Origin of the sequence: Gordonia sp. ABKF26, assembly GCF_041103195.1 — a bacterium.
In the GTDB taxonomy this organism is placed as follows: Bacteria; Actinomycetota; Actinomycetes; order Mycobacteriales; family Mycobacteriaceae; genus Gordonia; species Gordonia terrae.
This window is the reverse complement of record NZ_JBGCVZ010000003.1, coordinates 1947026-1973241: the sequence shown is the minus strand read 5'-3', so window position 1 is coordinate 1973241 and position 26216 is coordinate 1947026. Positions and strand designations below refer to the sequence as shown.

Here is a 26216-nt window from a genome sequence, read left to right as displayed (position 1 = left end):
GTCTCTCGCACACGCGCCACGCCCGCCCGCGTCGACCACCGTCGCCGACATCGTTGGTTATGGTGAACTGACAGCTGATCGAGCACTGCATTGTCCGGGGATGGTCGGGGGGCATCCGACACCACAGGAGATACGCGCGTGACCTCCAGCTTCGATGCCGCCGGGCGACGCGATGCGCCGCCCTCGGTAGACCTGTTCGGACACTTCCGTGATCTCGCCCGTGTCGCCCTCCCGGCGATCCTGATCGGCATCATCGTCGGTGCGTCGGTGTTCGCGCTGCGGACCGCGCTGGTCCCGAAGGAGTATTCGGCCACGGTCGTCGCCGAGATCACGCCGGCCGGCACGATCATCCCCGGCGACGCCTTCGTCGAACAGCTACGCGCGCCGTTCGTGGCGCTGTCCACCGACGAGAACGTCCTTCAGCAGGTGCTGACGCAGGTGGACACGGGCTGGACCGCAGGCGAGTTGAGTTCGCACGTCGCCACGACACCTGGAACCGCACCCACGCTGATGGATGTCACCGCCACGGCGCCGACGAGCCGGCAGGCCGAGGACGTGGCCCGTGCAATGGTCACCGCCATCTCCGCGGCGTCCCTGTCCACCCACGCACGCGACATCACCCGGCAGATCGACCAGTTGCGCGCGCAGGTGACCGCCGAGCGGGTCCGCAACCGGGCGCTGCCCGACCGCAGTGACGCCAAGGTCGAATCCGATGCCACGCTCGCCGATCTCGACTCGCAGCTCACCCGCCTGCAGAACTCGTCGTCGGACACGCTCACGATCCTCGCGGCGCCATCGGTGAGCGAGGTCCCCGTCAGCCCCAAGCCCGCTCAGGAGGCTGCGGTCGCCGGGATCGCCGCGACGATCGTCGCGGCCGAACTGCTCGTACTGTTCCGCGGGCGGGTCGGTCGCAGGCCGAATCCGATCTGGGCCCGCCGCGCCGCCCATCGGTACGGCGCGCACCTCACCTACGGACGGCGCGGTGAACCGGCGTTGCCGTCGACTCTGCTGCCCGCGTTCGCGCAACGCCATCGCCGTGCACAGACCGCGGTGATCCTCACGGGTGAGCATGTCGACGCCGATCGCCTGATCACCGATCTCGTCCCACCCACGGACGACACGGCGACCGGACATCGTCTGCGCGTCGACCGGCACCCCCTCACCGGGGCCTGGTGGCAGCACGTCGACCCGGGCGATCTCGCGCTCGCGGTCGTCGTCGTGTCGACGTCGGGGCGCGATCGCAAGGCCGCCGAACAGGCCCTGTCGCAGCTCGCGACCATCGGGTCGACCCGGCATCTGATCGTGCAGCGCACGGGAAAGCAGCCTCCCGCGCCTGCCCTGTCCACCTCCGCAGACGTGATCCCCGTCGAGAGTGCCGGGGACACGACCGCCACCAGAACCGAGGCCGCCGAACCCATGACACCTGCTGTACCGCACGATGATCGCGACATCAGCCCGCCCGATCCGGACCGGTTCCGGGCCGCGCCGGGAGACGTGGGCAGCAATGCCCGCTGACCGCATCGCCGTCGTTCACGAACGACTCACGGAGATAGCCGGATCCGAGCACGTCGTCGAACAACTGGCCGCCACGTGGCCGCGCGTCGAGGTGCATGCGCCGATCGCCCGGACCTCCGGAATCCCGGCCGGGCTGACCGACCCGCCGATCACCTCGTCGCTGAATCGTGCGTATCGCCTGCTCGGTGAGCGCAGCTACGCGCCGCTGCTCCCGTTGATGCCGTTGGCATTCCGGCGGATGCCGCTGCGGGATGCCGACGCGGTCGTCACCAGTCATCATGCCTTCGCCACCCAGGCCGTACACGCGACGAAGGCCCCCGTCATCGCCTACGTGCACAGCCCGGCCCGCTGGGCGTGGGACCCGACGCTGCGCGCCGGAGAAGGAGGTGGCGCCGCCGGAGCCGCGATCCTGTCGGCTCTGTCGGTGGTCGCCCGGCGCTGCGAGGTCGGCGCCGCTCCCCGCCTCCACACGGTCGTCGCGAACTCCTCGGCGGTCGCCGAACGCATCCGCGAGCAGTGGGGCCGCGACTCGGTCGTCGTGCACCCGCCGGTCGACCTCGACGGCTTCACCCCCGATCCGGCGGTGCCGCGCGAGGACTTCTATCTCCTGGCCGGCCGGCTGGTCCCGTACAAGCGGCCCGACCTCGCCATCGCGGCCGCCGCCCGCGCCGACGTCCGGCTCGTCGTCGCCGGGGACGGCCGGGCCATGGACCAGTGCCGTGGACTCGCCGGGCCGAAGACGACGTTCCTCGGCCGGGTCCCGCACGACACCCTGCTGAACCTGCATCGCAGCGCGCGGGCCGTCCTGATGCCGGGTATCGAGGACTTCGGCATCGTGCCCGTCGAGGCGATGGCCACCGGTACCCCCGTCATCGCACTCGGGGAGGGCGGCGCGCTCGACACCGTCGTACCCGGATCGACCGGCGTGCTCATCGAGCCGGGTACCGACGACGAGATCGTCGAACGACTGGCGGCCTCGTTACGCGACTTCGCCGTCGACGACTTCGACCGCTCCGAGATCCGGTCCTGGGCCGAACGATTCCGGCGCGAACGGTTCCGCGACGAAATGCGTGAGGTCGTCGATGCTGCGCTCTAGGGAATCCCGGGCAGCCGGAGTCCAGCGCGCATCCGTCCTGGACCGTGCGCTGGCCACCTCCCGCACGATCTCGGTGACCGGTCCGATGACACCGCTGGACCTCGAGGTCGTCCGTACGCGACTGACCCGGGCGTGGACGCCTGCGTCGCGACTCACCCTCGTCCCCGACCCGGCGTCGGCGAGCTGGAGGCACGACGTCGAGACCCGTCCCGAGGTCGTCGAGCGTCCCGACCTCGCCGATCTGCCGGTCGGCGACCTCATGACACGCCTGCGCAACCGCCCCGAACCGCTTCCCCGGCTCGAGGTGCTGGTGTGCGGACAGTGGCTCGTCATCGACCACACCCACGGGATGGGTGACGGCCGACTCGGCGTCGAGCAGATCGCCGGCGTCGCCAGCCGTCACGACTTCCCGATGACCGAACGATTCGAACGGTCGTTGCCGTCCGACGCGGCGTGGCGGGCCCTGCGTCGGCATGTGCTGCGGCATCCGCGCCGTCTCCGCGAGATCGCGCGTCTGCGCGCCGACAACTCGGCATCGACCACCGAGGCGCCGAGGCGCACGATCGACGACTGGCACTCCACCCGCTGCGCCGTCACGGCCGCGATGCGTCCGGGTCAGACGGCCGAACTCAAGCGCGCGATCGCCGACACGGGCGTCCGGATGTCGTCGGCGGCCGTGACCGTCGCACTGTGGCGCGCCGCGCTGTCCGCCCAGGGGGTCTCGCTCGACGACCGCACCCAGATCCTGTTCGACTGCCGTCGTTATCTCGACGCCGAGCATGCCGAGGACCACGGGAACTTCGCAGTGGGCATCCCGCTGCGTTTCCCGCCCGACGCGACGCCGACCGAGGTCGGGGATCGGATTCGCGCGGTCGCCGAGTCGGGTTGGCCCGCAGCGATCTTGGCCGCCGGTGAATTGCGGGCGCGGTTACGCCCGTCGACGTCGGGCGCGGAGTCGGCGCCGCCATCCCGCACCGATGTGCCCGACCGGTTACGACTGTCGGTCAGCGATCTGGGTCGGATCGGGATCTTCGGCGACCTGCCGTGGGAACCCGCGTCGGCGTCGCACCACCTCTTCGCCTACGTCGAACCCGACGGTCCTGATGCGGCGAGCATGCTCGTCAGCGAGATCGACGGATCCCGCAGCTTCACCACGACGTTCTGCAGCGACTTCGTCGGGCGTCCGGTGATCGAGGCGGCCCTCGACCATCTCTGTGAGGATCCGGTGTCCCTGCTGGATCAGCTGCTCACGCGGTCATGAGGGTGACGTCGCGGCGCGCCGGGCGCTTGTCCACTCCCGCGCTCGTGGCCCTCCTCCTCGTCACCGTCCTGCTCGCCGCCGCCTGCTCATCGCCCTCCGGGCCCGGGTCCTCCGACGGCACGTCGTCGGACTTCGCGGCACGCCCCGGGGCGTCGGCGGGCGACCTCGTCGGCGACCCCATGCCGACCGACGCCTACATCGCGCTGCGGCGCATCGTCGACCGCACCGTGCGGTTCCGCTATCTGTCCACCGATCCGGCCGGCGGCGAGCTGGTTCCGGTCTCGGCGGCCGTGTTCGTGCCGCGTGGACGGGCACCGGCGGGTGGGTGGGAGATCCTCGCGGTCGGTCACCCGACGACGGGCACCGCGGGCAACTGCGCACCGTCGCTCTACGGCAACCTTTTGGGCACCGTCGAGCTCATCGCGTCGTTGCTCGAGCAGGGGTTCGTCGTCGTGCAGACCGATTACCAAGGACTGGGCACGCCGGGACCCCACCGTTACCTCGACCCGGCGCCGGCGGCGAACAACATCATCGATTCGGTCCGGGCGACCCGGGCGGTCGTCGACGGCACCAGCGACCGATGGTGGGGCTTCGGGGTCTCGCAGGGCGGGCACGCGATCTTCCACGCCAACGAGATCGCCGACACCTACGGACGTGGCCTGCGCCTGCAGGGGACGGTGACCATGAGTCCCGCGCTCGACGTCGCGCCCCTGGCCGACGCGATGGCCGCCGGGACCCTCACGCCCGAACAGATCGCCTTCCTGCCGCTGGTGCTGACCGGATTGAAGGCGAAGCATCCCGAACTCGTCATCGACGACTATGTGCACGGGCCCCTGCGCGAGGCCTTCGAGGTCTTCCTCGAGTGCAACGACGCCGCGATCGTGCAGAAGCAGGCCGTGGTCGAGGAGACCCGACCCGAGGACTACCGGCCCGTCGACGACGCGGCCACCGACCGGTTGCGAGGCTGGCTACGGGACGTGAGTCTCCCTACCGGCCGGGCCTCGGCTCCGATGCTGGTGGCCTACAGTGATTCGGACGACGTCATCCCCGCCCCGTGGACAGCGGCGGCAATCGACCGAGGGTGCCGCCTGGGTGATGTGATCACTGCGATCAGGGTCCGCAATCAGCCGCACGGCATACTCGACATCGGCTCGGCGGCGACCGACTGGGTCAAGGCCGTGCGATCAGGACGACGACCGCCGAACACCTGCGCGTGAGTCGTGAGCGTGTGCCCGGCCGGCCCAGGCAGCGAGAGGAGCGAGGATGAGTGTGAGCCCCGAAGACGGTGAGAACACGGTGAGCCCCGTCGACGCCCCCGCTCCCGACTCCGCGACGGCCCCGGATGCCGAACAACTGGCCGCACTCTTCGACACCTCACCCGAGGCCGGACTGCTCGCCGTACTCGAGGCGGTCCGCGGACGCAATCCCGAGATGGCGAGATCTCTGCGCGCCATCCTGGCCGATCCCGAGCGCATGCGCGCCCTCAAGGACAGCGGGCTCCTCGACGACCCACCCACCCACGATCTCGACGAGACGATCAGGCTCACGATCGACGCCGTGGGGGTTCCGCACGTCGCGGTCAATCTCATCACCCCGGAGGAGCAGGCGACCGCAGCCATCGCATTCCGCTCGGGAGACCCTGATGGGCCCAGCACCCGAACGCTGGTCAACTCCCTGTGTGTCCTGCCGGTCGTGAGCGGTTCACCGCTGATCATCGACGACATCGCCGACCATGCGCTGCTCGCCGATCATCCGACCGCCGTCAGCGGTGAGGTCACCTCCTACCTGGGCATCCCGCTCGCCGACGAGGACGGACATGTTATCGGCACGTTCTGCGCCTGGGATTCCGAACCGCACCACTGGTCCTCGTCCGAGGTCCAGCTCATGTCCGATCTATCGATCCTGGTCCAGGAACTCATCTTCGGACGCTGACCCCGGCTGGGCAGCCCCGTGACCTGGTAGTGAGCATTCGGTGCTCGACACGTGCCCGGTAGGCCCACACGAGCCCCTCGGGTGCACCTACAATCTTCGGGAGCGGGGGGCTGTTCTTCGGATGGAGTGGACTTGTCGACCCGTGTATCGCAGGCCGAGATCCCGCAGACGACGACGCGTGCCCCGGTGTCCGCGCCGCCCAGCGGCCGGCGCACCTTCCACGAGCTGATCCGCGACGATCCCCTGAGCACGATGGTGACCGTGTCGATCGACGTGGTCTCCGCGGCGATCGCAGTGGCGATGGGGATCTGGTGGGTGAACAGCGGCACCGGCGCGAACCCCCCGCTGTGGACGCTGGTCCTGTTCGTCCCGATCGTCGTCATCATCTTCTCGGTGCGCGGCGTGTACCGCCGAGGGTTGAACCGCCGCTTCCTCGACGAGGTCGGCCGGGTCATGACCGGATGCACGATCGCCGCGATGATCCTGCTGTGCTCGCTGCTCCTGTCCTACTCCGACGACAGACCCGGCGCCGCGGTCACCAAAGTGTGGGTGTCGGCGCTGTTCTGGGTTCCGTTCGGTCGTCTGATCCGCGACCTCATCCAGCGGAACCTGCGCAAGAACGGTCATCTGCTGTCCCCCACGCTGATCATCGGCGACGGGCCGATCACCGCACAGGTCGTGGGCCGCATGGTCTCCGCCCCGGAGCACGGCCTCCGGCCGGTGGGCATCCTGGCGGCCGGCGCACCGCCCCGCGCCGATCGGGACGAGGGCCCCACCAACGAGATCGCACAGCTGGGCGGGGTGGATGAGCTCGACGACGCGATCAGGGCCACGAAAGCCGAGGTCCTGGTGGTGGCGTTCGCGGTCACCAATGTGGAGAGGCTCACGGCTGCGGTCCGGATCGCCCATCGGCACGGCGTCAGGGTGTGGATCGTGCCGCGGATGTTCGACGTCGTCGGCCGCCGCAGCCGGGTCGACCACATCGGCGGGCTTCCCCTGATGTCGGTTCCGCACACCAACCCGCGCGGGTGGCAGTTCCGCACCAAACACATCGGGGACCGCGTGGTCGGAGCCCTGATCCTGGCGGCGATCTCGCCGCTGTTCCTCACACTCATGCTGTTGGTCCGGTTGAGCTCCCCCGGGCCGATCTTCTTCGCGCAACCGCGGGTGGGGCGCAACGCGCGGGTGTTCGACTGCCTGAAGTTCAGGTCGATGCGACCCGAGGATCCCGACGCGGAGAAGTTCCGGCCCACCGAGGGCAGTGCACCCGGCGGCGTCGAAGGCGTCGACCGCCGCACCAAGATCGGCAAGATCATGCGGTCGACGTCGATGGACGAATTGCCCCAGTTGCTCAACGTGATCCGCGGGGACATGAGCCTCGTCGGTCCACGACCCGAGCGTCCGGAGTACGTCTCGCTGTTCGACGTGCAGATCCGACGGTACGGCGAACGTCACCGCGTGAAAGCCGGTGTCACCGGGTGGGCGCAGGTGCACGGTCTCCGCGGTCAGACCTCCATCGCCGACCGCGCCGAGTGGGACAACTACTACATCGAGAACTGGTCGCTGTGGCTCGACGTCAAGATCCTCCTCCTGACCGTGCTCGCGGTGCTCAAGAAGGCGGAGTGAGTCGAGTCCGCACCCTCAGGGTGTCGGGCGCCGCGTGTCATAAGCTGCGCGATACGGGACGCGACCCCGGTCGTCCCGGACGGTGACGATGAGTGTGCGGACGACGACGGCGAGCAGGATGATGCCGCTGACGATCGCGAGTAGTAGTGCGGTCATGTCGACCTCCTGACGCTGGAATGTGCTGTGTGGGCTGACCTTTCGTCGATCACGTGCGGTGGATGCCGGCTGGGCATCGGTGGACGCGATGGCCCGCTCATGGTGGCGTGAGGGCGCCTCTCGGCGCCACTGATTTTCCGGCAACGCGGCTCGCCCATCCCCGGATCGAGCGACAACCGCATGTCCGACCCCGCGGGCCGCGAGCCGGTACGGGCACCGATTCGGTAGGCCCGCATGGACATCCATCGCGCCTGAAACTACTCTTGTTAGGTCCGTTCAGGCAGCGTGGAGAGGTGGGACATGGCACGGCCGTCCAAGCCGTTGATCAGCCGCAAGGCGGCCGTGATGGCGTCCATCGAGATCATCGACTCCGAGGGACTCGAGGCGTTCAGCCTGCCGCGGCTCGCGAAACACCTCGGGGTCCGCGCGCCGTCGCTCTATCACCATTTCGACGACAAGAACGAGATCCTCACCGAGGTCGCCCGCTACATCGCGGGCACCGCCGTCCGGCGACCGCGGATGAACCCCGGACCCGACTGGCCCGAGTTCTTCGTGGCGCTGGCGCTGAATTTCCGGCAGTCGATCCTGCGCCATCGCAACGCCGCCCCGGTCCTGCTGCAGCATCTCCCGCGTGATCTCTTCACGTCGACCTACGAGGACACCGCGCAGTTCCTGCTGGATTCCGGCGTTCCGGTGGATCTGCACGTCCGCATCCTCGACGGGATGGAGACCCTGTCGATCGGCGCGGTCCTGATGGAAGCCATGCGCCCGCCGCGCCCCAAGTCGGCGATCTTCCCGAATGTCTCCGCGGAGTCGCAGCCTCTTCTCGCTCAGGCACTCTCGAGCAACGATCTCACCCAGCGCCAGCTCTTCGAGGGGATCGTGCGCAGCTTTCTGCACGGGATCATCCGTGATCACGATCTGCCTGCACCGGATGCGGAGCCCGCCGCCGCGGGATGACCGGAGTCGAGGGGCGCCGTGACACCCGCCCCTCGCCCAACACCGCTCGACGATCACAGATCGAGTACGAGCCTCGGTGTGCAGCTCCGGGACACGCACACCATCATGCAGTCGTTCGCAGCCTGCTCGTCCTCGGACAGCACCGAGTCGCGATGGTCCGGCACGCCGTCGAGCACAACCTGTTCACAGGTGCCGCAGGTGCCTTCCCGGCAGGAGAAGTCGACATCGATACCGTCGTCGAGCAGCGCGTCGAGCACCGACCTGTCGGCCGGCACCGTGACGCTCCGCCCGCTCTGCTCGAGTACCACCTCGAACGCCTCGGCGGTTGATTCACCATCCTGCGCAACTACTTTGGGGGCGAATCGCTCGACGTGGAGTTCGATGTCCGACCGGCCGCGGCAGACCTCCTCGATTGCGACGAGGAGCGGTTCCGGTCCGCAGCAGTAGACGGCAGTCCCGGCCGGGACCTCGGCGACGGCCCGAGCGAGATCCAGGAGTCCGTATTCGTCCTGGGGTCGTAGCGCGACATGCTCGGGATGTTGTTGCGCCAGCGCCTCGCCGAAAGCCATCCCGGCCGCGGTACGGCCGCCGTAGAGCAACGTCCAGTCCGCACCCCGCGCGTGCACCTCGTCGATCATCGGCTTCAGTGGGGTGATCCCGATCCCACCCGCGACGAAGAGATAGGCCGGCGCATCCACGAGCGGAAAGTTGTTGCGCGGCCCCTTGACCGCGATCAGCTCTCCCACGGTGAGTTCGTCGTGGACCCGCGACGATCCACCGCGGCCGGCAGGCTCACGCAGCACCGCGACGCGCAGCCGGTCCCGATCGGTCACCTCGCCGCACAACGAATACTGACGGATCAGATCGGGTCCCAGGATGAGATCCAGGTGCGCGCCGGGTTCCCATGCGGGAAGCGGATTCCCGTCCGGGTCGACGAGAGTGAGCGACACGACCCCATCGGCCTCCACCTGTTTGTCGGCGATCTGCAACGTGGCATCGTCGACGAACTCGGTGACGGTCACAGGCTCACTCATTCGGATTTCCCATTCTCACAACGGTTGTCACCAGGCGCGGCCGCGTTCATCGGAACGCCGGCGGCGGGCTCGTACTTGTTCCGACCTGGTAGCAGGAGTGCACGTCTTCCTGCTCGAAGGCGAGCAGGCGGCACATGCGCACCGCACCTGCATCGTCCGGATCGATCCGCAACTGGGAGACCTGGATCCCGGCATCGCGTTGCCGCGCCAGCGCCGCCGTCAGCAGCGTCGCCCCGAGTCCGAGACCGCGTGCCTTCTCGGACAGCACAAGCGCATGGACGAGTGCGGTCCGCAGCTCGAGGTGCATCCGGTGTTCGGTGGTGTACCAGACGAATCCGAGGACGTCGCCGTTCTCGTCGCGCGCGTCGATGACGGTCCCGCCACCACGGCGGAGGTCCGCGGTCACCCGGTCGTGATGTCGTTCAGGGAGGTCCGCGGCCGCCACAACCTGTGCGATGGCGGGGTCGTCGGCGACGTGGTCGCGCGGGTCACCGAGGGTGACCCCGTCCGCGACCTCGGTCTCGTCGAGAGGCAGTGCGAACGGACCGGCCAGGTGCCGGGCCAGGGTCCACTGCCTGCTCACCGCGGGGATGCCGAATCGTCGGGTCAGTCTGCCCGACGCCGGATGGGTGGCGTACGCCCAGCAGCGAAGTGCGTTGGCTCCGGTGCGTTCCCAGCCGCCCTCACCGACCACGTCGAGGCCGACCTCTTCCACCAGCAGGGTCGTGATCCCGCGCGAACGGTAGTCGGGATGGACGACGTACGACACCGTGCCCACCCCATCGGCGGCGACCGACAGATGAAGGTAGGCCACGATCACCAACGGGACGTCGTCGAGCGGGCTGAGATCGCGCCGGGCCTTGATCGGCAGATGCGCAACGGTCCCGGTGGCGCCACCGACCTCTCGGACGGTGTCGGCGTCGATGGACGAGAATCCGGCCTCTTCGTCGTATTCCGCTGCGTCCTGGACGAGTTGGAGGACTTCGTCGATTTCGGCACCGGTCAGCTCCGGGCGCCATTCGTAGGTGATCACTGTGCACTCCTGTCAAGCGGGCTGGAGGACCCCGTCGTCGACGAGTCGGCTGTACTCGTCATCGGTGAGTCCCAGGACCCCGACCGCGATCTCGTGGGTGTCGGCACCGGGCAGCGGGGCCGGACGCAACGGCGCGTCGGGTATCGATCCGAAACGGGCGACCCGGACCGCGGTCGGCAGCGATGCCGGCAACATCGGGTGCTCCAACTGGGTGTACGCATCGCGATCGAGAAGGTGTGGGTCGGTGAGCAGTTCGGGGAGGCGGAGCATCGCGCCGGCGGGTACGCCCGCTTCCTGGAGGAGTGTCATCGCCTCGGTCGGCGTACGTTCGGCGAGCCATGCGGCGAGCACCTTGTCCGCCTCGGCGCGGTTCTCGATGCGGTCGGCGCGCCGCCCGAATCGGGGATCGTCGGCGAGGTCGTCGCGTCCGATGACGGCGGCCAGGCCTCGCCACTCGTGGTCGTCGCGGACCGACACCGCCACCCACTCGTCATCGCCCGCACAGGGGTACACGCCCGACGGCGCCGCGAAGGAATCGGTGTTGCCCTCGGCCCGTACGGATCCGGGCGACAGCGATTCGCGTGCCAGCTGACCACCGAGGGCGACCAGCGCGGCATCGGCCTGGGCGATTTCGATGTCGGTGCCGCGCCCGTGCGATCCCCGGGCGATCAGCGCCGCGAGAACGGTCACAGCGCTGACCTGCGCGCCGATGTGGTCGGGATAGACGGTGGACCCGTCACACAGACCGGGATCGTCGTCGGAGTAACGCCAGAGCGACGACACCCCGCACGCCGCGCGGACCAGCGGGCCATACCCGAGCCTGGTGTTCCATGGACCGACGCTGCCGAAAGCGCTTCCCTCGGCGACGATGATCCGCGGATTCACCTCGCGGAGTTCGTCATACCCGATGCCCATCGCACTGAGGGTGCCGGGCTTGAAATTGGCGAGGACCACGTCGGCCTCTGACGCGAGCCGGAGGAAGAGGTCCTTGCCCCCATCGGTCCGCAGGTTCAGTCCCAGCGATCGGCGGTTCCGGTGGCCCCAGGCGACCGACGGCGACAGGGTGTTCGGGCGCTTCGACTGTCGCAGACCGTCGGGGAATTCGCGATTCTCGACCTTGATGACGTCCGCGCCGTGGTCGGCGAACTGCCTGCCGAGCTCGGCCCCGAAGACGACGACGCCGAGATCGAGAACGCGGAGGCCGGCGAACGGGTGGCCACCGGGCGGCTCGCAATCCGTCGACGTCTGCCGAGGCTCCGTACGCGGTGACCAGGCAGGCACCTGCGTGGCGTCGACGCCGGGAACACGATGACGGAATCCGGCTCGCTGCCCGCCGATCCGCGCGTATCCGGAGGGAATCCGCGCACGGACACCCGGGCCGATCTCGGCGTCGACGAGGGTCCCCGCCGCGTCGAAATGGTCGTTGTCGAGGACCTCACCGATGCGAAGGACGCCGCCGATCGGGATGCCCCGGGCCGCCCCTTCGGCGACCAGTTCGTCGCGGGTCCGATCGGCGAACAGCTGCTCGATCAACGGATGCAGCCGGTCTGCCGCGGCGAACCGGGCCGGGATGGTGTCGAAGGCCGGATCGGCGAACTCGTCGGGTTCGCCGAGCCACGCGAACATCGCACGCCACTGACGCTTGGCCAGCAGGCAGATCCGCACCTGCCCGTCCGCGCATCGAAGGACGGGGTAGAAGTTCGCGGCATCGGGGCGCCCACGCGGGAAGTCGTCGCGCCGACCCGCCGCCGCGGACCCCTGGACGCCGAAGCCGGGGTCGAAGCCGTGGACCACCGACTCGAACGCCGAGATCTCGACCAGTTGCCCGGCTCCGGTGCGGATCCGGTCGAAGTAGGCGAGGAGCGCCGACCACGCGGCATGCACCCCGACCGACTGTTCGACGAGTCCGGGCGGCGGGAGCAGCGGCTCGCGGCCGGGCTCGCCGGAGCGCGACAGCACACCACTCATCGCATAGATCACCGACTCGGTGGCAGTCCAGTTCCGGTAGGGGCCGGTTCGACCGAATCCGCTCACGGTGAGGACGACGAGTGCCGGGTGCGCGGCGGCGAGATCGGCCGGGTCGAGACCCGCGCTGCCGGTGGACGACTCGACGACGATGTCGGCCCCGGCGACCAGCTCACCGAATCGGTGCCGTCCGGAGTCGGTGTCGAGGTCGAGGACGACGACCTTCTTGTTCGCGTTGTTGAGGGCGAACGGAATGCTCAGGCCGGCCTCGATCGGCTCGGAGCGTCGCGACCGCGATCCGCCCGGACGCTCGACGCGCACCACCTCGGCACCCAGGTCCGCGAGGAACCGGCCGCACGACTCGCCGAGTCCGTCGGTTGCGTCGACGACACGGACGCCGGACAGTGGCAGATCGCTCATGTCACTCCTGTCGGGATTCTCTGCTGGTGATCATCTGTGGTCGCATCGGAGACGACGGTCACCGAGTGGCGAAATAGACCGACTTGGCGGAGACGTAGGGCGCCATGCCCTCGGGGCCGAGTTCTCGTCCGAGACCCGACGCCTTGACCCCTCCGAACGGTGCTGCGAGATCGAGCGCGTAGTGGTTGACACCCACTGTGCCGGTATGGATTCGGTCGGCGATGGCGAGGCCCCGGGCCTCGTCGGTCGTCCACACCGTGCCGCCGAGCCCGTACTCGGAGTCGTTGGCGATGCGGATCGCGTCGTCCTCATCGAGGTACTCGGTGATGGTGAGGACGGGGCCGAAGATCTCCTCCTGGGCGATCGACGCCGAGTTCTCGACGCCGGCGAACACGGTCGGTTCGACGAACCAACCCTGCGCCTGATCGGCCGGGACGCCGCCGCCGGTCGTGATCCGATGTCCCGCGGCCCGGCCGGCTTCGACATACCCGAGCACCCGGTCGCGTTGCGCGGCGCTGACGAGCGGCCCGATCGCGGTCGCCTTGTCCAGCGGATCGCCGACCCGTAGTGCCCGGACGGTCTCGGTGACCGCTTCCACGACGTCGTCGAATCGAGCTCGCGGGGCGAGGATTCGGGTGCTGGCGTGGCAGGTCTGACCGTTGTTCACCAGCGAGACGTCGAGCAGGTGCCGCGCGAACTCGTCCAGATCGGCGTCATGCGCCACGATCGCCGCGGATTTGCCGCCGAGTTCGAGGGTCACCGGCCGGAGGAGAGCACCGCAGACCTCACCGATGGCTCGGCCCGCGGCGGTCGATCCCGTGAATGCGACCTTGTCGACCCCGGGGTGCCGGACCAGGTAGGCGCCTGCCTCACGTTCGGCAGGAACGATGTTCAGGACGCCCTCGGGAAGTCCGGCCTCCTGCGCGGCGTCGGCGAACACGAACGCATCCAGCGCCGTCTCCGGTGCGGGCTTGAGCACGATCGTGCATCCCGCGGCGAGCGCCGGCGCGATCTTCATCGCGGCCAGCGGCTGAGGGTAGTTCCACGGCGTGATCGCCGCGACGACACCGACCGGCTCACGACGGACGACGGTGCGTCCACCGAACGCGCTCGGACGCACGTCCTCGGTGTCGGAGGCGCGGATCAGGTTCGCGTAGTACGACAGCATCGCCGCCGGGCCGTATCCGTTGACCGACTTCGACAATGCGATCGGCATACCGTTCTCGCGACTGACCAGCTGGGCGGTGTCACGGGCACGTGCGGTCAGTGCGGCGGCCAACCGGTCGAGGACATCGGCCCGCTCGCGCGGCCCCATCGACCGCCATGGTCCCGCCAGCGCCGACCGCGCTGCGGCGACCGCACGATCGATGTCGGCCGGGCCGCCCAGTGCGCTTCTGCCCAGCGGCTTCTCGGTGGCCGCCTCGATGACGTCGTACCCGGTGCCCGACTCCGCCGGTGTCCACTGTCCACCGATGAACAGATCGTTTCGCTCGAACATGTCTTCTCCCTGCCCTTGTGGTGTCGGGGTCCTGGTGGTCGTGGCTAGACGGTCTCGGCGTGGCCGAACAGCACCGAACTGACGAGCGGCGCCATCGGGCCGCCGATGAACAGCGACGTCCGCACGTCGGCAACCTGATTGGTCGACGTGCCGCGAACCTGACGGACCGCTTCCACGGCCAGATTCAGTCCGTTGATGAACGAATCCGCCAGATTGCCGCCGCTGGTGTTCACCGGCAGCTTCCCGTGGGGTGCGGTCAGATTGTCGACGGTCATCACGGTGCCCGCCGCCTCGCCGGGCGGGCACAACCGGTGATCGATCAGCGCGGCAACCGCCGGACCGCTGAAGTTCTCGTATACCTGGACCACATCGACGTCGTCCGGTCCCAAGCCGGCCGACGCCCAGAGACGCTCGGCTACACCGGGTTTTCCGTTGTTAGCCGGACCGAACCCGGCCGTCGAATACTGTGCGTCGTTGTCGACCCGCTCGCAGAACCCACCCGGCGCTCCCTGTGCGCCGGCGAGCACGAACGCCGGGTCCCGACGGAGATCGCGCGCGCGGTCGGAACCGACGAGCACCAGCGCGACCGCGCCGTCGCTCTCCCGTGAGCAGTCGTAGAGATGGAAGGGCTCGGCGATCATCCGCGAGGACTCGTAGGTCTCCTCGTCCAGCGGCTTGCCGTGGCCCTGCGCCGTCGGATTCTGCTGCGCGTGCTGATAAGCCGCCAGCACCAGTGAACGCATCGCCGAGCGGGGCACGCCGTCGTGTTCGAGCATGCGCTGAGTTCGCATGGCACAGATCTGGGCGGGCGAACCCACGCCATGCGCGAGGAAGTGAGATCCGTAGTGGTACTTGGCATACCCCAGGCGACCGGTGTCGGCCTGGGACATCGCGCGGTACACGACGACGCACTGCGCCTGACCCGACGTGATGGCGACGGCCGCATTGGTGATCGCGGCCGCCACGCTCCCGCCACCGCCGCCCCACATCATGTTCGACCAGCGCAGTTCGTCGATCATCAGTGCGGCCCCGAGGATCGGCCCGTCGTTGGAACCGCCTGCGTAGGAGACGAATCCGTCGACCTCACGTGGCGACACCCCGGCGTCGGAGCACGCGTCGAGGATTGCCCGGATCGTCATCTGCTGCTCGGTGAGCGGTGACTGCCCGCGCTTGTAATGCATCTCGGAGACGCCGACCACGGCAGCGCCACCACGAATCCCGTTGCTCATCTGCGTTCTCCGTCGTTCGTTTCGGCCCGCTGCCAACGGAGAAGCGGCCACGGTTCACCGTCGCGCTCCTCGAAGACGCCGACGACGCGATCGCCGATCTTCGGGGTGCTTTCGGGATCGTCGGTCAGGATGCCCAGCACCCGCCGGCCACCTGCATTCTCCAGTTCCACGAGCACGCTGACATACGGGAGCCGGTCGGCCAGTTCTTCGATGTACGGATACCAGCTGCGGCTCCAGCTGTAGATCGTGCCGACGGGTTCGACTGTCTCCCAGCCGAGATCGAGCGAGTGGCAGTTTCCGCACACCGACTGGGGGCTCCAGATCCAGGTCGAGCAACTGCGGCAGCGCTGGAGGCGCAGCTCCCTCTCGGCCAGCCCATCCCAGTACGGCTGGTCCAGCCCGTCGGCCGCGGGCCCCCAGGGGATGTCGGCAGTCGTCATCGCACCGACTCGGGCGCGAAGTTCTCCAGGGCCCCGGCGAGCCACTCGCCGTCCCGGCGCTCCCAGATGGAACGTAGCCCGATCTCGCGACCCTCGGTCGTGTAGACGGTCTCTCCGACCATGCGATCGCCGTCGGCCCGGACGCCGACGATCCGGTGCCCGTCCACCGCACCCCGCGGGACGTCGACGCCGTCGAAGACGGCCGGGATGTTCTCCTGGATCATCTCGGCCATCGCGGCCTTCATGTCTCCCGCGACCACGTGCCCGACATGATGCTCGTAGCGCACCCGGAAGTCATCCAGTTCGCTCATCGTTGCTCCTCCTCACCACCGGGCCGTGCCCGACGTCGTTGCGCAAACCTTACGGCTTTAGTTATAAGGCGTCAATCGAGATGTGCGGAGCCGTCGGTAGCCACACGCACCCGTCGTCCCTGAGCCTCGGCGGTCGCGAGTTCGTCCAGGTCGCCGCTGTCGGTGATCACCGCCAGGGTGCGGCCGCCGCCGTGAACGCGACCGGCGACGAATGCCCGCTCAGGGACTCCCGTGCGGTCGTAGGCCACCGTCCAGGTCTCGAGTTCGGCGACACCCTCGTGGGATTCGACCACCTCGACCGTCGGCTCGGCACCCGTCCATGCCCGGTGCACCGTTTCGGTGACATCTTCCCGGCGAAAGCCCGCCGCGGGCGGCTCGGTCGAGTACACGCCGAAGGCGTGCTTCGTCAGGTACCCACTGTTCGCGGTCACCAGGCCGAAGGTGCCGGGCGACCCGCGCAACCGGGTGGCCACCGTGGCGATCGCATGCGTGCTGTAGTTGTTCCACGGGCCGCCCGCGAAGGTGAGCCCTCCGGTGCAGGTCAGCGGACGTTCCGGATCGTCTGCGGGAACGCCGATCTCGCGCGCCGCCACCTGCACGGCCGAGGGGAAGCAGGAGTAGATGTCGAGGTGAGCGACGTCGTCGATCGCGATCCCCGCGAGTTCGAGCGCACGGGCGGCGCCGATCCGGATCGGTGCCGAACCGTTCAGGGCGGGACGCGCCGCGACGGCGTCGGTGTCCTTGGATTCGGTTCCGCTGTGTGGGAACACCCACGACGAGGTGGGGATTCCCAGGCGTCGTGCGGTCTCGACCGAGCACATCACCAGTGCCGCACCCTGGTCGACCATGTTGTTCGAGTTCAGCAGCTTCGGGTAAGGAGACGAGATGAGGCGATTGCCATCGGTCGGAGTCGTGATCTCTCCCGGGGCATACGTACGCCTGGTCCAAGCGTAGGGATTATCCGCGGCAACCTCGCTGAACGACGACCACAGTTCCCCGAGCAACTTCTCGTGGTCGGCAATACTCCGACCCGCTCCGACGCGGAGAGCCTGCTCGAACAACGGGTAGACGAAGGACGGTCTGTCGAGTCCGATCCGCCGCTCGCTCTCCGCCTCCATCGGAACGTCCGGGACGATGATCGGCGCGGACGGCACAGTTTCGTCCTGTCGGGTCCAGTCGGGCCGTTCCCCCTGTGCGCGGAGTTTCATCCGCGTGCGCCAGGCTTCTGCACCCCCGATGAGAACGACGTCGGCGCGGCCCGTGGCAATGTCTTCGGCGGCACCGTTGACCAGCACCTGCGGCGTGCTGCCGCCGTTCCCGGTGTAGCCGGTGTGTCGCGGATCTGCCCCGATCCGTTCGGCCACCAACGCACCGGGGTCGCGGTAGCGCCATGACAACAGGCCGACCACGCGGATGGAGTCGATCAGTTCGAGGAGGCGCGACGTCCCGGCTTCGGCAGCCGCCTCGTGTGCCGCGCGCGCGATGAGATCGACCGGCTCGACGCCACCGTCGTGAGCGGTGATCTGTCCGCCGCCGACGAGGACGGGCGTGCGGGGATCGATGGTCATGGTGGCCTGCCTTCAGTTCGACGAGACGGCGGTGACCGTCCCCTCAAATCTAAACTCGATAGGTAATAGGCCGCAATCCGCCCCTCGTGGATTGCGGCCTGGCCCCGCGTCAGACGCGCGGGAGTACCTCCGTGGGAGCGTCCTGCCAGATCCGGTCGTCGCGTCGGCGATCCGCGATGTCGGCGGCATGCGCGCGGTTCTCGCCGCGGATCTGGTCTTCCTGTTCCTGGCTGCGGCGGATCGCCTCCTGGGCGTTCTGCGGCAGGTCGGGAAGCATCTGATGGACGCGCTCGCGGTGACGGGCGATCGCCTTGCGCTCGGGCATACCGGGATTGGGCTGCACCTGCGGGATGATCTCGGTGAAGTCCTCCTTGGTACCACCACCGGAGATACCCGCAGCCGCCATCGCCGCCTCCTGGGCGACGAGGGCCTCGTCCTTCTCCTCCGACATGCCGATCGGACCGAACCGGTCACCGGAGAGGAACTGCTTGACCACCGGCTGCTCCGAGGTCAGCAACTGCTCACGCGGACCGAACATCACCAACTCCTTGCGGAACAACATGCCGATGTTGTCCGGAATCGTCCGCGCGATGTTGATGTTGTGCGTCACGATCAGGATCGTCGCATCGATCTGGGCGTTGATGTCGATCAACAACTGCGAGATATACGCGGTACGCACCGGATCCAGACCCGAGTCCGGCTCGTCACACAGAATGATCTGCGGATCCAGCACCAGCGCACGCGCCAGACCGGCACGCTTGCGCATACCACCGGAGATCTCACCCGGGAGTTTGTCCTCGGCACCGGTCAGACCGACGAGGTCGATCTTCTCCATCACGATGTCGCGGACCTCGTTCTCCTTCTTCTTCGTGTGCTCACGAAGCGGGAACGCGATGTTGTCGAACAAACTCATCGACCCGAACAACGCACCGTCCTGGAACAGCACACCGAACAGCTTGCGGATCTCGTAGAGCTCCTTGGCCGAACACTGCGTGATGTCGGTGCCATCGATGATCACCGACCCCTGCTCGGGATGCAGCAGACCGATCAAGGTCTTCAGGAACACCGACTTACCGGTACCCGACGGACCCAGCAGCGCGGAGACCTCCCCCTCCGGCAGGGTCAGAGAGACATCACGCCAAATGTTCTGCGAACCAAACGACTTCGTCAGGTTCTCCACACTGACCTCAACACCCATCTCGTCCTCCAGCTCTCGTGGTCGTCGTCAGTTGCCCGGAACGGGCGGATCGGCGGGGGCGGGTTGCTCGGCGGGCGGATTGCCGGGAATCGGTTGTTCGCCGGCCGGTGCACCGTTGCCGGGACTGTCGGCATCGAGATTCGATCCCGTGCTGCTGATCGCTGTGATCAGCCAGTTCTGGCTCTTGTCGAGGGTCACCCGGTAGGTAGCCGTCGACTCGATCCCCGAGGGCGCCTGCACGTTCTTCGTCTGCACGTTGACGAAAGCGACGACCTGGTAGGTGTTGCCGTCGACCGATTCGACCTTGGCCGCGATCGGCTGCGCGGTCGACGACCACTGCAGCGGCCGGAGCAGTTGTTCCATCTGGGTCGACGCCCGTCGGAGCCGTTCGGAGAGCTCCGGTGATGTGCCCTTGGTGAGCAGGGTCCGCCACTCATCGGGGTTCTCGAAGCTCATGTCGGCGGCACCGGTGGCGTAGTCGAGCGCCACCTTCTCGGCCGCAGCATCGTCGGCGGCGGCCGCGTTCAACCGGTCGACCTCGCTGGAGGCGCTGGACCACTGCCACCCCAGCAATGCCATCGCTCCGACGACGAGCACAGCGACGGCGCCGATCAGGATTGATCGCAACGACACCGAGGCGGTGCTCAGTCGCCCGCGCTTCGTGGGTTCAGCGCGGTCCGCCGCCGAGTCGCCCGATGCTGCCGTTGCCGTTTCGGTATCCGCCGAGGCCGAGTTCTCGTCGGCGTCGGTCTCGGTGTCCGTGGTGATGGTCTTCGTCATCGCCGGTCTCCTGTCTGTGTCTGCTGGTCGATATGTGCCGGAGCGCTCGGTGCGCTCGCTGCGGAATCCCGCGTCGTCGTGCGGGTGTCGGTCACCGTCACCCCCCGGCCGGGATGCGGATCTCCAAAGCCCCGGAATCGGTTGCGTTGATCAGGTTGTCCAAAACCCGGCCGACATCGACGGTCCGCAGCGACGCCGCACCCGAGCGGGTGGCCGGCAGCAGGTTCTCACCGATGATCTTGAGGTCCGCGCCGCTGTCGTCGAGGAATTTCTGCAGAGCCGCGACCAGCGGCGTCGCCCCCTGAGTGATACCGGTGTACATCGGCCCACTCCAGTCGATGGCGTCCTTGACGCCCGACTCGAGTTCGGCGAATCCCACTCCGAAACCGGCTATGTGCGGAGTCGTCGCCCGCAGCAGCCCGGGTATCGGCTGCGACCGCATGAGCAGCGGTTGCATGGTCGCCAGCAGAGTGGTGAGTTCGTCTGCGCGCGCGGTGAACTCCGCAGCCAGCAGCCGTCCGGCTTTGTTGAGGTCCTCGATGACCTCGATGCCGTCGGGCAGCCCCATGTCGAGTTCGGCGAACACACGCTGGACCTTGTCGGGGTCGGTCTGTCCGAGCACCTCGGTCACCTGTTCGGACAGATCCTTGAACGTGGCGGCGTTGGAGACGTTCTCGCCGTCGATGTAGGCGTTGTCGGACAGGTACGGGCCCCCTGCGGTGGTGGGCATCACCGCGACATAGGCCTCGCCGAGCGCCGACAGGTTGTCGACGCGGAAGTTGCTCTCGACCGGAATGTTCTCCGTGTCGTCGTAGTTCCAGGTGATCTCGGCGCCGCGTGAGGATTGCGAGATCTCGGTCACATGACCGATCTCGATGCCGCGGAGCAGAACTCGGGAACCGACGAGGATGCCGTTCGTGTCCGCCACCGTGATGGTCGCGTGCCTGGCCGACGGCGAGTTCACGTGTAGTCCGACGCTCAGGATGTAGGCGATGGACAACCCGGCGATGGCGAGCATCGCCACCACCGAAACTCGTGTCTTGGTGATCACTTGATCGCTCCCAACATCCGCAGCAGCATCTTCGTGTCGCCGAGCAACTCCGTCTTGCCTGCCGCCTGAACCGACGGGGCCGCAACCGAGGCGATGTTCACCGATGGCCTTTTCGCGAACGGAATCAGCGTGTCCTCCAAGAACTCGGCCATGGCGGCGCCGGTCGCAGGAGCCTGGTCCCACATCCCACGCCCGGCCTCGGCGGCGTCAGCCGCCGAGTTCAGCAGGGGCACGAGGAACAGACCGCCGGTGAACACCGACCCGACGGAGGGCAGCAGCGTGCTGATGTGGGCCACCAACGATTTCGACACGGTCTTCCAGTAGTGCTCGCCCTGCTCGGAGAACACGTGCTCGATCTGTTGCCGGCTGTCGGAGAACGACCCCGACACCGCGTTCAGGCTGTTGAGCATGCGGTCGAGTTGCGCGGTGTTGCGGGACAGGTCGTCGAGATCCTTCGAGACCGTGGTCGCGATCGACCGCACATTCTTGATCGGCGGCATGGTGCGATTCAGTGTCGCCATCGTGTCCTGGACCTTCTGAATGCTGCCGCCGTTGATGAAATAGGCGAGAACGGCAATGGTGTCCTCGAGGGGCGGCGGAGACGTCGTACGGTCAAGCGGGATCACGCTGCCGTCCCGCAGCAACTCACCACCGCCTTCGGTCGGCGGCTCGAGCGCCAGGTAGGTGTCGCCGAGTGGCGTGTTCTGCCGGATGATCGCCGAGGAGTCGGCGGGGACCGGGCGATCGTCGGTCAGTCCGACCACCACGTCGACACCTTCGTCGGTGGTCTCGGTGTGGTTCACGCGGCCGACCTGGAGCCCGTTCATCATCACATCGGCGCCGTCCGGCAGGTTGAGCACGCTCGCGAACTGCAGTGTGACCTCATAGTCGAGCGGGACACTGCTCTTCACCGACGGCAGCCGGTTCGGACTCAACGCCGAGCACCCGGTGAGTCCGATCACCGCTACGAGCACCGCGGCCAGGCCCAGTGCGGTTCGTCTTCCGGTCATTTCTGGAGACCCGCCTTCTGCAACAGGATGGACAGTGCATTGACCGGCGCCGACTGTCCGCCGCCCACATCGATCTTCGGCGCGACATACGGAATCGAGAGCGCACCGGAGGACGATTCCTGCTGGCGCATGGCAGCGGCGACCGACGGCGTCATGGACACGAGTTGGCCGAGTTCGGGTGCACGCTGGGCGCCGTAGGCGATGATGTCTTCGACCGGACCGTGTAGCAGCGGCCACAGGATGTCCTCCCCGTAGTTCCGCTGGATGTCGTACATCAGCGCGATCGTCCAGCCGATTCCCCGGCAGAACCTCGCGACGTCGTAGAACAGGGTCGTCCCGAGCTGCGTGACCGAGGGCATCTGGTTCATGATCGACATGATCTGATCCCAGTTCTTCACCGCGTCGTCGGTCAGCGGCGCCATGTCGCGGATCGACGAACCGATGTCGGCGACGAACGCGTCCGGATTCTGCGCCGCGCGGGCGGCGTTCTCGAACATCCGCGACGCCTGCGGACCGGTCCCGGCGAACGCCCGGTCCGCACCGTCGAGGGCGGTCTCCAGGTCGTCGCCGCCGTTGTCGGACAATGACTTCAAGAAGTCCGCCGCAGAAGCGGCAACCTCCGAGATGCTCTTCGGGGTGAACGAGTTCTCCACGCCGATGCATCGCCCTTCCGCCAGGGCAGGGCCGCCTGCATAGTTGCCCACCAACTCCAGACTGCGGTCGGCCAGTAGCGACTTGGATCTGGTCACAGCCTTGACGTCGGCGGGATAGCTGCGCCCAGGGTCCAGCGAGAACGTGACCCGTACGTGGTCACCTCGACTCTCGATCCGGTCGATCGCTCCGACGCGAATACCCATCTGGGTGACCGGGTTTCCCTCATACAGGCCGATCGTGTCGGTGACATCGACGCAGAATCCGTCGCCGCCGGGCGCGCCGTCGTCGACGCCGGTGGCGCCTGCCGACGTCAATCCGATCGTGGTGATCACGCCGAGCAACACCACCACGGTCCCCAACGCGATGGCCAGGCGCCGTTTCGAGGAGCCAACGATCTCTCGCATCAGCAGTTCCTTCCGGGAATGGGGATGCACACGTCCTCGGTCCACAGGGTGCCGCCGCCGACCTGACGCATCCCTTCGGGAGTGATCCACTGCGCCAGCTTCTTCCGAGTGGCGACCAGCCCGTCGATGGCCGGGCCGAGCTGCTGCTGCAGCCGGATGATGGTGTCTTTCATCTGGTTCACGTGACTGGAGACCAGTTCGCTGTGGTTGAGGTAGAACCGCATGAACGGAGCCAACTTCATGAGGACGTTCGCGAACAGCTTGTAGGCGTAGTTGAAGCCCGCGGAGTTGACGTGGTAGGTGCTCACCACGATGTCGATCTTGCGGATCAGCTCGAAGACGAACTCACGGTTCCCGTTGAACGTCTGCAGGTACTCCGCGGCGAGCGAGGCGATGTCGTGAACCTGGCCGCGTTGCCTGTCGAACACAGCGGTGACCGACTCGAGACCGTTCACGATGGAGCGCAGCGAGGTGTCGTTCCCATCGAGTGCGCCGGCGACCTGGTCGAGGTTGGCATTGACCTCTCGGGTGTCGACCGTGTCGGTGGTACTCGGCACGGCCTGGATCACATCGCCGATCGAGTAGGGAACGGTCACCCGGCCGGCCGGGATCGGGCCGCTGAGCTCCTCACGCCCGAGCGGGATCATCGTGATCGCGTATCCGCCCACCGGCGTGAGCATCCGGACTTCCATCTTCGTCTGGTCACCGACGAACGTCTCGGCATCGATGCGCGCGGTGACCTTCACCCGATCGGGTTGGAGTGCGACGTCGGACACCTTGCCGATGCTGATGCCCGCGACGCGCACGTCCTGTCCGGACTCGATCGCCGAGGCGTCGGTGACCTCGAAGGTGATCGTCTTCTGGCCCGGCGGACGCAGGTAGATGATCGCGAGAGTGCCGAGGAGGGCCGCCACCACGACCAGGACGATCACGCCGAGCACGCCGTCGTGGGAGGTGAATCTGCGTATCCCCTTCTGGTTCATCGATTGCACAGGACCACCTCGCTACCGGTCATCAGGATTCGCACGTCGGAGGGAATGTGCGCGCGACCTTTCGCGCACTGCTTGCTGAACGAGGCATGCGTGTCGATGCCTCGCAGACCTGCAAGCGCATTGGGCATCAGCTGGAAGGACTTCAGCGCTTCCTGCATGGACGAGAACGTGGTCTTGAGGAATACGTCGACATCGAATTCCTCGTTCACACCGAGCGCCACCAGAAGCCTCTCGATCGGTTCGAAGAGTGCGGGTCCGGCGCTGGCGGTGACTGCGAACTCATCCAGAACCGTCATGGCGTTGCTGATCGGCAGATCGACCGCTTCCAGAAAACCCATGACCTGTGGCGACCGACCGCCCATCGTGTCGGCGATACGAGCCAGATTCGACGTCAGGGTGGAGATGAGCTGCTGCCGATTCTCGGCAAACCTCGCCAGCTTCTGGGTGCTGTCCAGCATCGGGCCGAGGCCGCTGCCGTCACCCTGGAGCAGGGCGATGGCGTTCTCGCTGAACTGATTGACCTCGTCGGCGTTCATCGTCGTCAGAACCGGTTGGAGTCCGTTGAACAGTGACGTGATGTCGAAGGACGGAACCGTCTGTGCGGTCGTCGCGTGACTCACCATGGTCCCGGGCGTCTTGCCGGGTTGCAGGTCGAGATACCGCACTCCGGTCAGATTCTGGTACTTGATCGCCAGGGTCGACGTCGACGTCAGCTTCTGGCTGTCGTCCATGGTGAACTCGACCCGCGCATAGGGGGACCCGTCGTCGTTGCGTTCGAGGTCGACCGACACGATCTTGCCGATCCGCTTCCCGCGGAATCGGACGTCGCCGTTGTCGTGGAGACCCGACGCATCGGTGAAGTCGGCGCGGTAGGTCACCACGCTGGCGTCGACCGGGTTCCGCATGGCGTTCACGACGAGCACGAACAACATGACGGTCACCGCAGCGACCACCGCGACCTTTGCCCCGGCGACAACTGTGCTGCGAGATGCCATCTCAGTTACCTCCCGCGCGTCGACCGTCGATGGACTTCATACGTTCCAGCGGACCCGAGACGGCCGGCACGCTGTCGAGGAGGAGGCGCAGCTGCAGCGTCTTGCTTGCATCGTCGCCCGTGAAACTGTTGCGCAACTGCTCGATTGCCTTTCGTGTCTTCGCCATCGAGGCACCCCCGCCGATCATCTGCGGTACCGGGTCGATCAGATATTTGAACGAGGTGACCAGGGGCGTCAGGTCGGCCGAGTGGGAAGCCAGCAGCGTTCCCGCCGCACCGAACAATCCGCCGGAGGCGACTTCCAGCGATCGGTTCATGAGATCGTGGTACGCCTCGTCCACTCCTCGCGAACCGTCGGGCATCTTGTTGAAGACGCTGCCGGTGATCGCGTCGAGAGCCTTCATCGCCTCACGGTTGAATCCCGGGAATGCCTCGGCAAGGTCGTTCATCTCGCGCAGCAGCGTGCTGGGCAGGTGGCGTTGGGTGCGCGCCACCTTGTCGGTGAAGATGATCGCGGTCTCGATCAACGGGGAGAGTCCGTCGGCGTAGCGCATCACCTCGTCGAGGCTCTCGATCATGTCCCGCGTCAGGGTGCCGTCCACGACGATCGAACTCCGCTCGATCATCGTCGACATGGTGAAGTCGGGGGCCGCGGAACGCCGGAGCGTCTGTCCGTCGGAGAGTTCCGACCCACCCGGCATCGCGATCAGGTTGACCGCGGTGACGCCGAAGTAGTTCTGCGGCCGGTAGTCGACCTCGAACGAATCGGTGAGACTGTCGGCGGCCTGCGGATCGAGCACCACGTCGACGTGCACGACTTCGGGGTCGGTGGAGTCGATGGCGGTTACCTCGCCGACCTCCGCGCCGCGCAACAGGATTCGGCTCCCGGTGTCCACCCCCGGGCCGAGAGCCGGCAGCACCAGATGGAGATCGGTGCCCTTGGGCGCGGTGGCCCGCGGATAGACCACGGCGAAGACCGTGACCACGACGGCGAGTACCGCCACCGCGATGACGCCGGCGCGGACCAGTGTCCGCGTCTGGCCGCGGGCATCCCCGCGGAGGAAGTCCTGACTGCTGTATGACGACACG

24 protein-coding genes are annotated in these 26216 nt (G+C 67.5%); 7 read left to right on the top strand and 17 right to left on the bottom strand.

The window, feature by feature from the left end:
* Positions 1 to 138: 138 nt before the first annotated feature.
* From AB4Z55_RS09155 to AB4Z55_RS09130, 6 genes are all read left to right on the top strand, one after another.
* Entirely contained in the window at positions 139 to 1515 is a 1377-nt protein-coding gene (locus AB4Z55_RS09155; protein ID WP_369519594.1) for a hypothetical protein, read from the top strand.
* On the top strand, positions 1505 to 2611 hold the full coding sequence (locus AB4Z55_RS09150; protein WP_354562707.1) for a glycosyltransferase: 1107 nt from the start codon (positions 1505 to 1507) through the stop codon (positions 2609 to 2611). The genes AB4Z55_RS09155 and AB4Z55_RS09150 overlap by 11 nt, the downstream gene beginning before the upstream one ends.
* Positions 2598 to 3872 carry a hypothetical protein gene (locus AB4Z55_RS09145; RefSeq protein ID WP_369519593.1) on the top strand — a complete coding sequence of 425 codons (1275 nt, stop codon included), beginning with the start codon at positions 2598 to 2600 and terminating at the stop codon, positions 3870 to 3872. The genes AB4Z55_RS09150 and AB4Z55_RS09145 overlap by 14 nt, the downstream gene beginning before the upstream one ends.
* The gene (locus AB4Z55_RS09140) at positions 3869 to 5089 is read left to right on the top strand and encodes a lipase family protein (protein ID WP_369519592.1); all 1221 of its coding nucleotides are present in this window, start codon (positions 3869 to 3871) and stop codon (positions 5087 to 5089) included. The genes AB4Z55_RS09145 and AB4Z55_RS09140 overlap by 4 nt, the downstream gene beginning before the upstream one ends.
* 46 nt (positions 5090 to 5135) lie before the next feature.
* Complete coding sequence (locus AB4Z55_RS09135; protein ID WP_004023591.1) at positions 5136 to 5804, top strand: GAF domain-containing protein; 669 nt, start codon at positions 5136 to 5138, stop codon at positions 5802 to 5804.
* 132 nt (positions 5805 to 5936) lie between these two features.
* Complete coding sequence (locus AB4Z55_RS09130) at positions 5937 to 7430, top strand: sugar transferase (protein WP_369519591.1); 1494 nt, start codon at positions 5937 to 5939, stop codon at positions 7428 to 7430.
* Positions 7431 to 7445: 15 nt separating this feature from the next.
* Here the strand turns inward: AB4Z55_RS09130 and AB4Z55_RS09125 are convergent, their stop codons facing one another.
* Positions 7446 to 7586 (bottom strand): hypothetical protein, encoded by a 141-nt coding sequence (locus AB4Z55_RS09125; protein WP_248643289.1) that lies wholly within the window; start codon positions 7584 to 7586, stop codon positions 7446 to 7448.
* 300 nt (positions 7587 to 7886) lie between these two features.
* Between AB4Z55_RS09125 and AB4Z55_RS09120 the strand changes: the two genes are divergently transcribed.
* Complete coding sequence (locus tag AB4Z55_RS09120) at positions 7887 to 8546, top strand: TetR family transcriptional regulator (RefSeq protein WP_004023593.1); 660 nt, start codon at positions 7887 to 7889, stop codon at positions 8544 to 8546.
* A 53-nt stretch (positions 8547 to 8599) separates the two neighbouring features.
* Here AB4Z55_RS09120 and AB4Z55_RS09115 read toward each other — a convergent pair whose 3' ends face one another.
* The 16 genes from AB4Z55_RS09115 to AB4Z55_RS09040 form a co-directional block, all read right to left on the bottom strand.
* On the bottom strand, positions 8600 to 9580 hold the full coding sequence (locus AB4Z55_RS09115; protein ID WP_064570032.1) for a PDR/VanB family oxidoreductase: 981 nt from the start codon (positions 9578 to 9580) through the stop codon (positions 8600 to 8602).
* Positions 9581 to 9626: 46 nt separating this feature from the next.
* On the bottom strand, positions 9627 to 10613 hold the full coding sequence (locus tag AB4Z55_RS09110; protein WP_064570031.1) for a GNAT family N-acetyltransferase: 987 nt from the start codon (positions 10611 to 10613) through the stop codon (positions 9627 to 9629).
* A gap of 12 nt (positions 10614 to 10625) precedes the next feature.
* Positions 10626 to 12998 carry a CaiB/BaiF CoA-transferase family protein gene (locus AB4Z55_RS09105; RefSeq protein WP_248643291.1) on the bottom strand — a complete coding sequence of 791 codons (2373 nt, stop codon included), beginning with the start codon at positions 12996 to 12998 and terminating at the stop codon, positions 10626 to 10628.
* A gap of 58 nt (positions 12999 to 13056) precedes the next feature.
* Complete coding sequence (locus AB4Z55_RS09100) at positions 13057 to 14496, bottom strand: aldehyde dehydrogenase (protein ID WP_369519590.1); 1440 nt, start codon at positions 14494 to 14496, stop codon at positions 13057 to 13059.
* A 44-nt stretch (positions 14497 to 14540) separates the two neighbouring features.
* Positions 14541 to 15725, bottom strand: coding sequence for a hypothetical protein (locus tag AB4Z55_RS09095; RefSeq protein WP_064570028.1), 1185 nt, complete (start codon positions 15723 to 15725; stop codon positions 14541 to 14543).
* Entirely contained in the window at positions 15722 to 16165 is a 444-nt protein-coding gene (locus AB4Z55_RS09090) for a Zn-ribbon domain-containing OB-fold protein (protein WP_004023600.1), read from the bottom strand. The genes AB4Z55_RS09095 and AB4Z55_RS09090 overlap by 4 nt, the downstream gene beginning before the upstream one ends.
* Complete coding sequence (locus AB4Z55_RS09085) at positions 16162 to 16476, bottom strand: hypothetical protein (RefSeq protein ID WP_369519589.1); 315 nt, start codon at positions 16474 to 16476, stop codon at positions 16162 to 16164. Before AB4Z55_RS09085 ends, AB4Z55_RS09090 begins: the two co-directional genes overlap by 4 nt.
* A 71-nt stretch (positions 16477 to 16547) precedes the next feature.
* Positions 16548 to 18044 (bottom strand): acetyl-CoA acetyltransferase, encoded by a 1497-nt coding sequence (locus AB4Z55_RS09080; RefSeq protein ID WP_369519588.1) that lies wholly within the window; start codon positions 18042 to 18044, stop codon positions 16548 to 16550.
* Between the two features lie 109 nt (positions 18045 to 18153).
* Positions 18154 to 19242, bottom strand: a complete 1089-nt coding sequence (locus tag AB4Z55_RS09075) for an ABC transporter ATP-binding protein (RefSeq protein ID WP_068884409.1) — start codon at positions 19240 to 19242, stop codon at positions 18154 to 18156.
* A 27-nt stretch (positions 19243 to 19269) separates the two neighbouring features.
* Complete coding sequence (locus tag AB4Z55_RS09070) at positions 19270 to 20022, bottom strand: hypothetical protein (protein ID WP_004019421.1); 753 nt, start codon at positions 20020 to 20022, stop codon at positions 19270 to 19272.
* A 97-nt stretch (positions 20023 to 20119) separates the two neighbouring features.
* Positions 20120 to 21073, bottom strand: coding sequence for an MlaD family protein (locus tag AB4Z55_RS09065; protein WP_369519587.1), 954 nt, complete (start codon positions 21071 to 21073; stop codon positions 20120 to 20122).
* A complete protein-coding gene (locus AB4Z55_RS09060) occupies positions 21070 to 22083 on the bottom strand; it encodes an MlaD family protein (protein WP_369519586.1) in 1014 nt (337 codons plus the stop codon). Before AB4Z55_RS09060 ends, AB4Z55_RS09065 begins: the two co-directional genes overlap by 4 nt.
* Positions 22080 to 23141: an MlaD family protein gene (locus AB4Z55_RS09055; RefSeq protein ID WP_004019424.1), complete on the bottom strand. Its 1062-nt coding sequence runs from the start codon at positions 23139 to 23141 to the stop codon at positions 22080 to 22082. The genes AB4Z55_RS09060 and AB4Z55_RS09055 overlap by 4 nt, the downstream gene beginning before the upstream one ends.
* Positions 23141 to 24124 carry an MlaD family protein gene (locus AB4Z55_RS09050; protein WP_004019425.1) on the bottom strand — a complete coding sequence of 328 codons (984 nt, stop codon included), beginning with the start codon at positions 24122 to 24124 and terminating at the stop codon, positions 23141 to 23143. Before AB4Z55_RS09050 ends, AB4Z55_RS09055 begins: the two co-directional genes overlap by 1 nt.
* Positions 24121 to 25128, bottom strand: coding sequence for an MlaD family protein (locus tag AB4Z55_RS09045; protein WP_004019426.1), 1008 nt, complete (start codon positions 25126 to 25128; stop codon positions 24121 to 24123). Before AB4Z55_RS09045 ends, AB4Z55_RS09050 begins: the two co-directional genes overlap by 4 nt.
* 1 nt (position 25129) lies before the next feature.
* Positions 25130 to 26215, bottom strand: a complete 1086-nt coding sequence (locus AB4Z55_RS09040) for an MlaD family protein (RefSeq protein ID WP_004019427.1) — start codon at positions 26213 to 26215, stop codon at positions 25130 to 25132.
* Position 26216 lies beyond the last annotated feature (1 nt).

Bases quoted from the DNA above. Each gene is read 5' to 3' on its own strand.
- AB4Z55_RS09115 (WP_064570032.1), bottom strand. From the start codon at position 9,580: ATGAGTGAGCCTGTGACCGTCACCGAGTTCGTCGACGATGCCACGTTG.
- AB4Z55_RS09120 (WP_004023593.1), top strand. From the start codon at position 7,887: ATGGCACGGCCGTCCAAGCCGTTGATCAGCCGCAAGGCGGCCGTGATG.
- AB4Z55_RS09135 (WP_004023591.1), top strand. From the start codon at position 5,136: ATGAGTGTGAGCCCCGAAGACGGTGAGAACACGGTGAGCCCCGTCGAC.
- AB4Z55_RS09050 (WP_004019425.1), bottom strand. From the start codon at position 24,124: ATGAACCAGAAGGGGATACGCAGATTCACCTCCCACGACGGCGTGCTC.
- AB4Z55_RS09055 (WP_004019424.1), bottom strand. From the start codon at position 23,141: ATGCGAGAGATCGTTGGCTCCTCGAAACGGCGCCTGGCCATCGCGTTG.
- AB4Z55_RS09060 (WP_369519586.1), bottom strand. From the start codon at position 22,083: ATGACCGGAAGACGAACCGCACTGGGCCTGGCCGCGGTGCTCGTAGCG.
- AB4Z55_RS09100 (WP_369519590.1), bottom strand. From the start codon at position 14,496: ATGTTCGAGCGAAACGATCTGTTCATCGGTGGACAGTGGACACCGGCG.
- AB4Z55_RS09070 (WP_004019421.1), bottom strand. From the start codon at position 20,022: ATGACGAAGACCATCACCACGGACACCGAGACCGACGCCGACGAGAAC.
- AB4Z55_RS09140 (WP_369519592.1), top strand. From the start codon at position 3,869: ATGAGGGTGACGTCGCGGCGCGCCGGGCGCTTGTCCACTCCCGCGCTC.
- AB4Z55_RS09080 (WP_369519588.1), bottom strand. From the start codon at position 18,044: ATGACCATCGATCCCCGCACGCCCGTCCTCGTCGGCGGCGGACAGATC.
- AB4Z55_RS09085 (WP_369519589.1), bottom strand. From the start codon at position 16,476: ATGAGCGAACTGGATGACTTCCGGGTGCGCTACGAGCATCATGTCGGG.
- AB4Z55_RS09090 (WP_004023600.1), bottom strand. From the start codon at position 16,165: ATGACGACTGCCGACATCCCCTGGGGGCCCGCGGCCGACGGGCTGGAC.
- AB4Z55_RS09145 (WP_369519593.1), top strand. From the start codon at position 2,598: ATGCTGCGCTCTAGGGAATCCCGGGCAGCCGGAGTCCAGCGCGCATCC.
- AB4Z55_RS09075 (WP_068884409.1), bottom strand. From the start codon at position 19,242: ATGGGTGTTGAGGTCAGTGTGGAGAACCTGACGAAGTCGTTTGGTTCG.
- AB4Z55_RS09095 (WP_064570028.1), bottom strand. From the start codon at position 15,725: ATGAGCAACGGGATTCGTGGTGGCGCTGCCGTGGTCGGCGTCTCCGAG.
- AB4Z55_RS09150 (WP_354562707.1), top strand. From the start codon at position 1,505: ATGCCCGCTGACCGCATCGCCGTCGTTCACGAACGACTCACGGAGATA.
- AB4Z55_RS09045 (WP_004019426.1), bottom strand. From the start codon at position 25,128: ATGGCATCTCGCAGCACAGTTGTCGCCGGGGCAAAGGTCGCGGTGGTC.
- AB4Z55_RS09125 (WP_248643289.1), bottom strand. From the start codon at position 7,586: ATGACCGCACTACTACTCGCGATCGTCAGCGGCATCATCCTGCTCGCC.
- AB4Z55_RS09105 (WP_248643291.1), bottom strand. From the start codon at position 12,998: ATGAGCGATCTGCCACTGTCCGGCGTCCGTGTCGTCGACGCAACCGAC.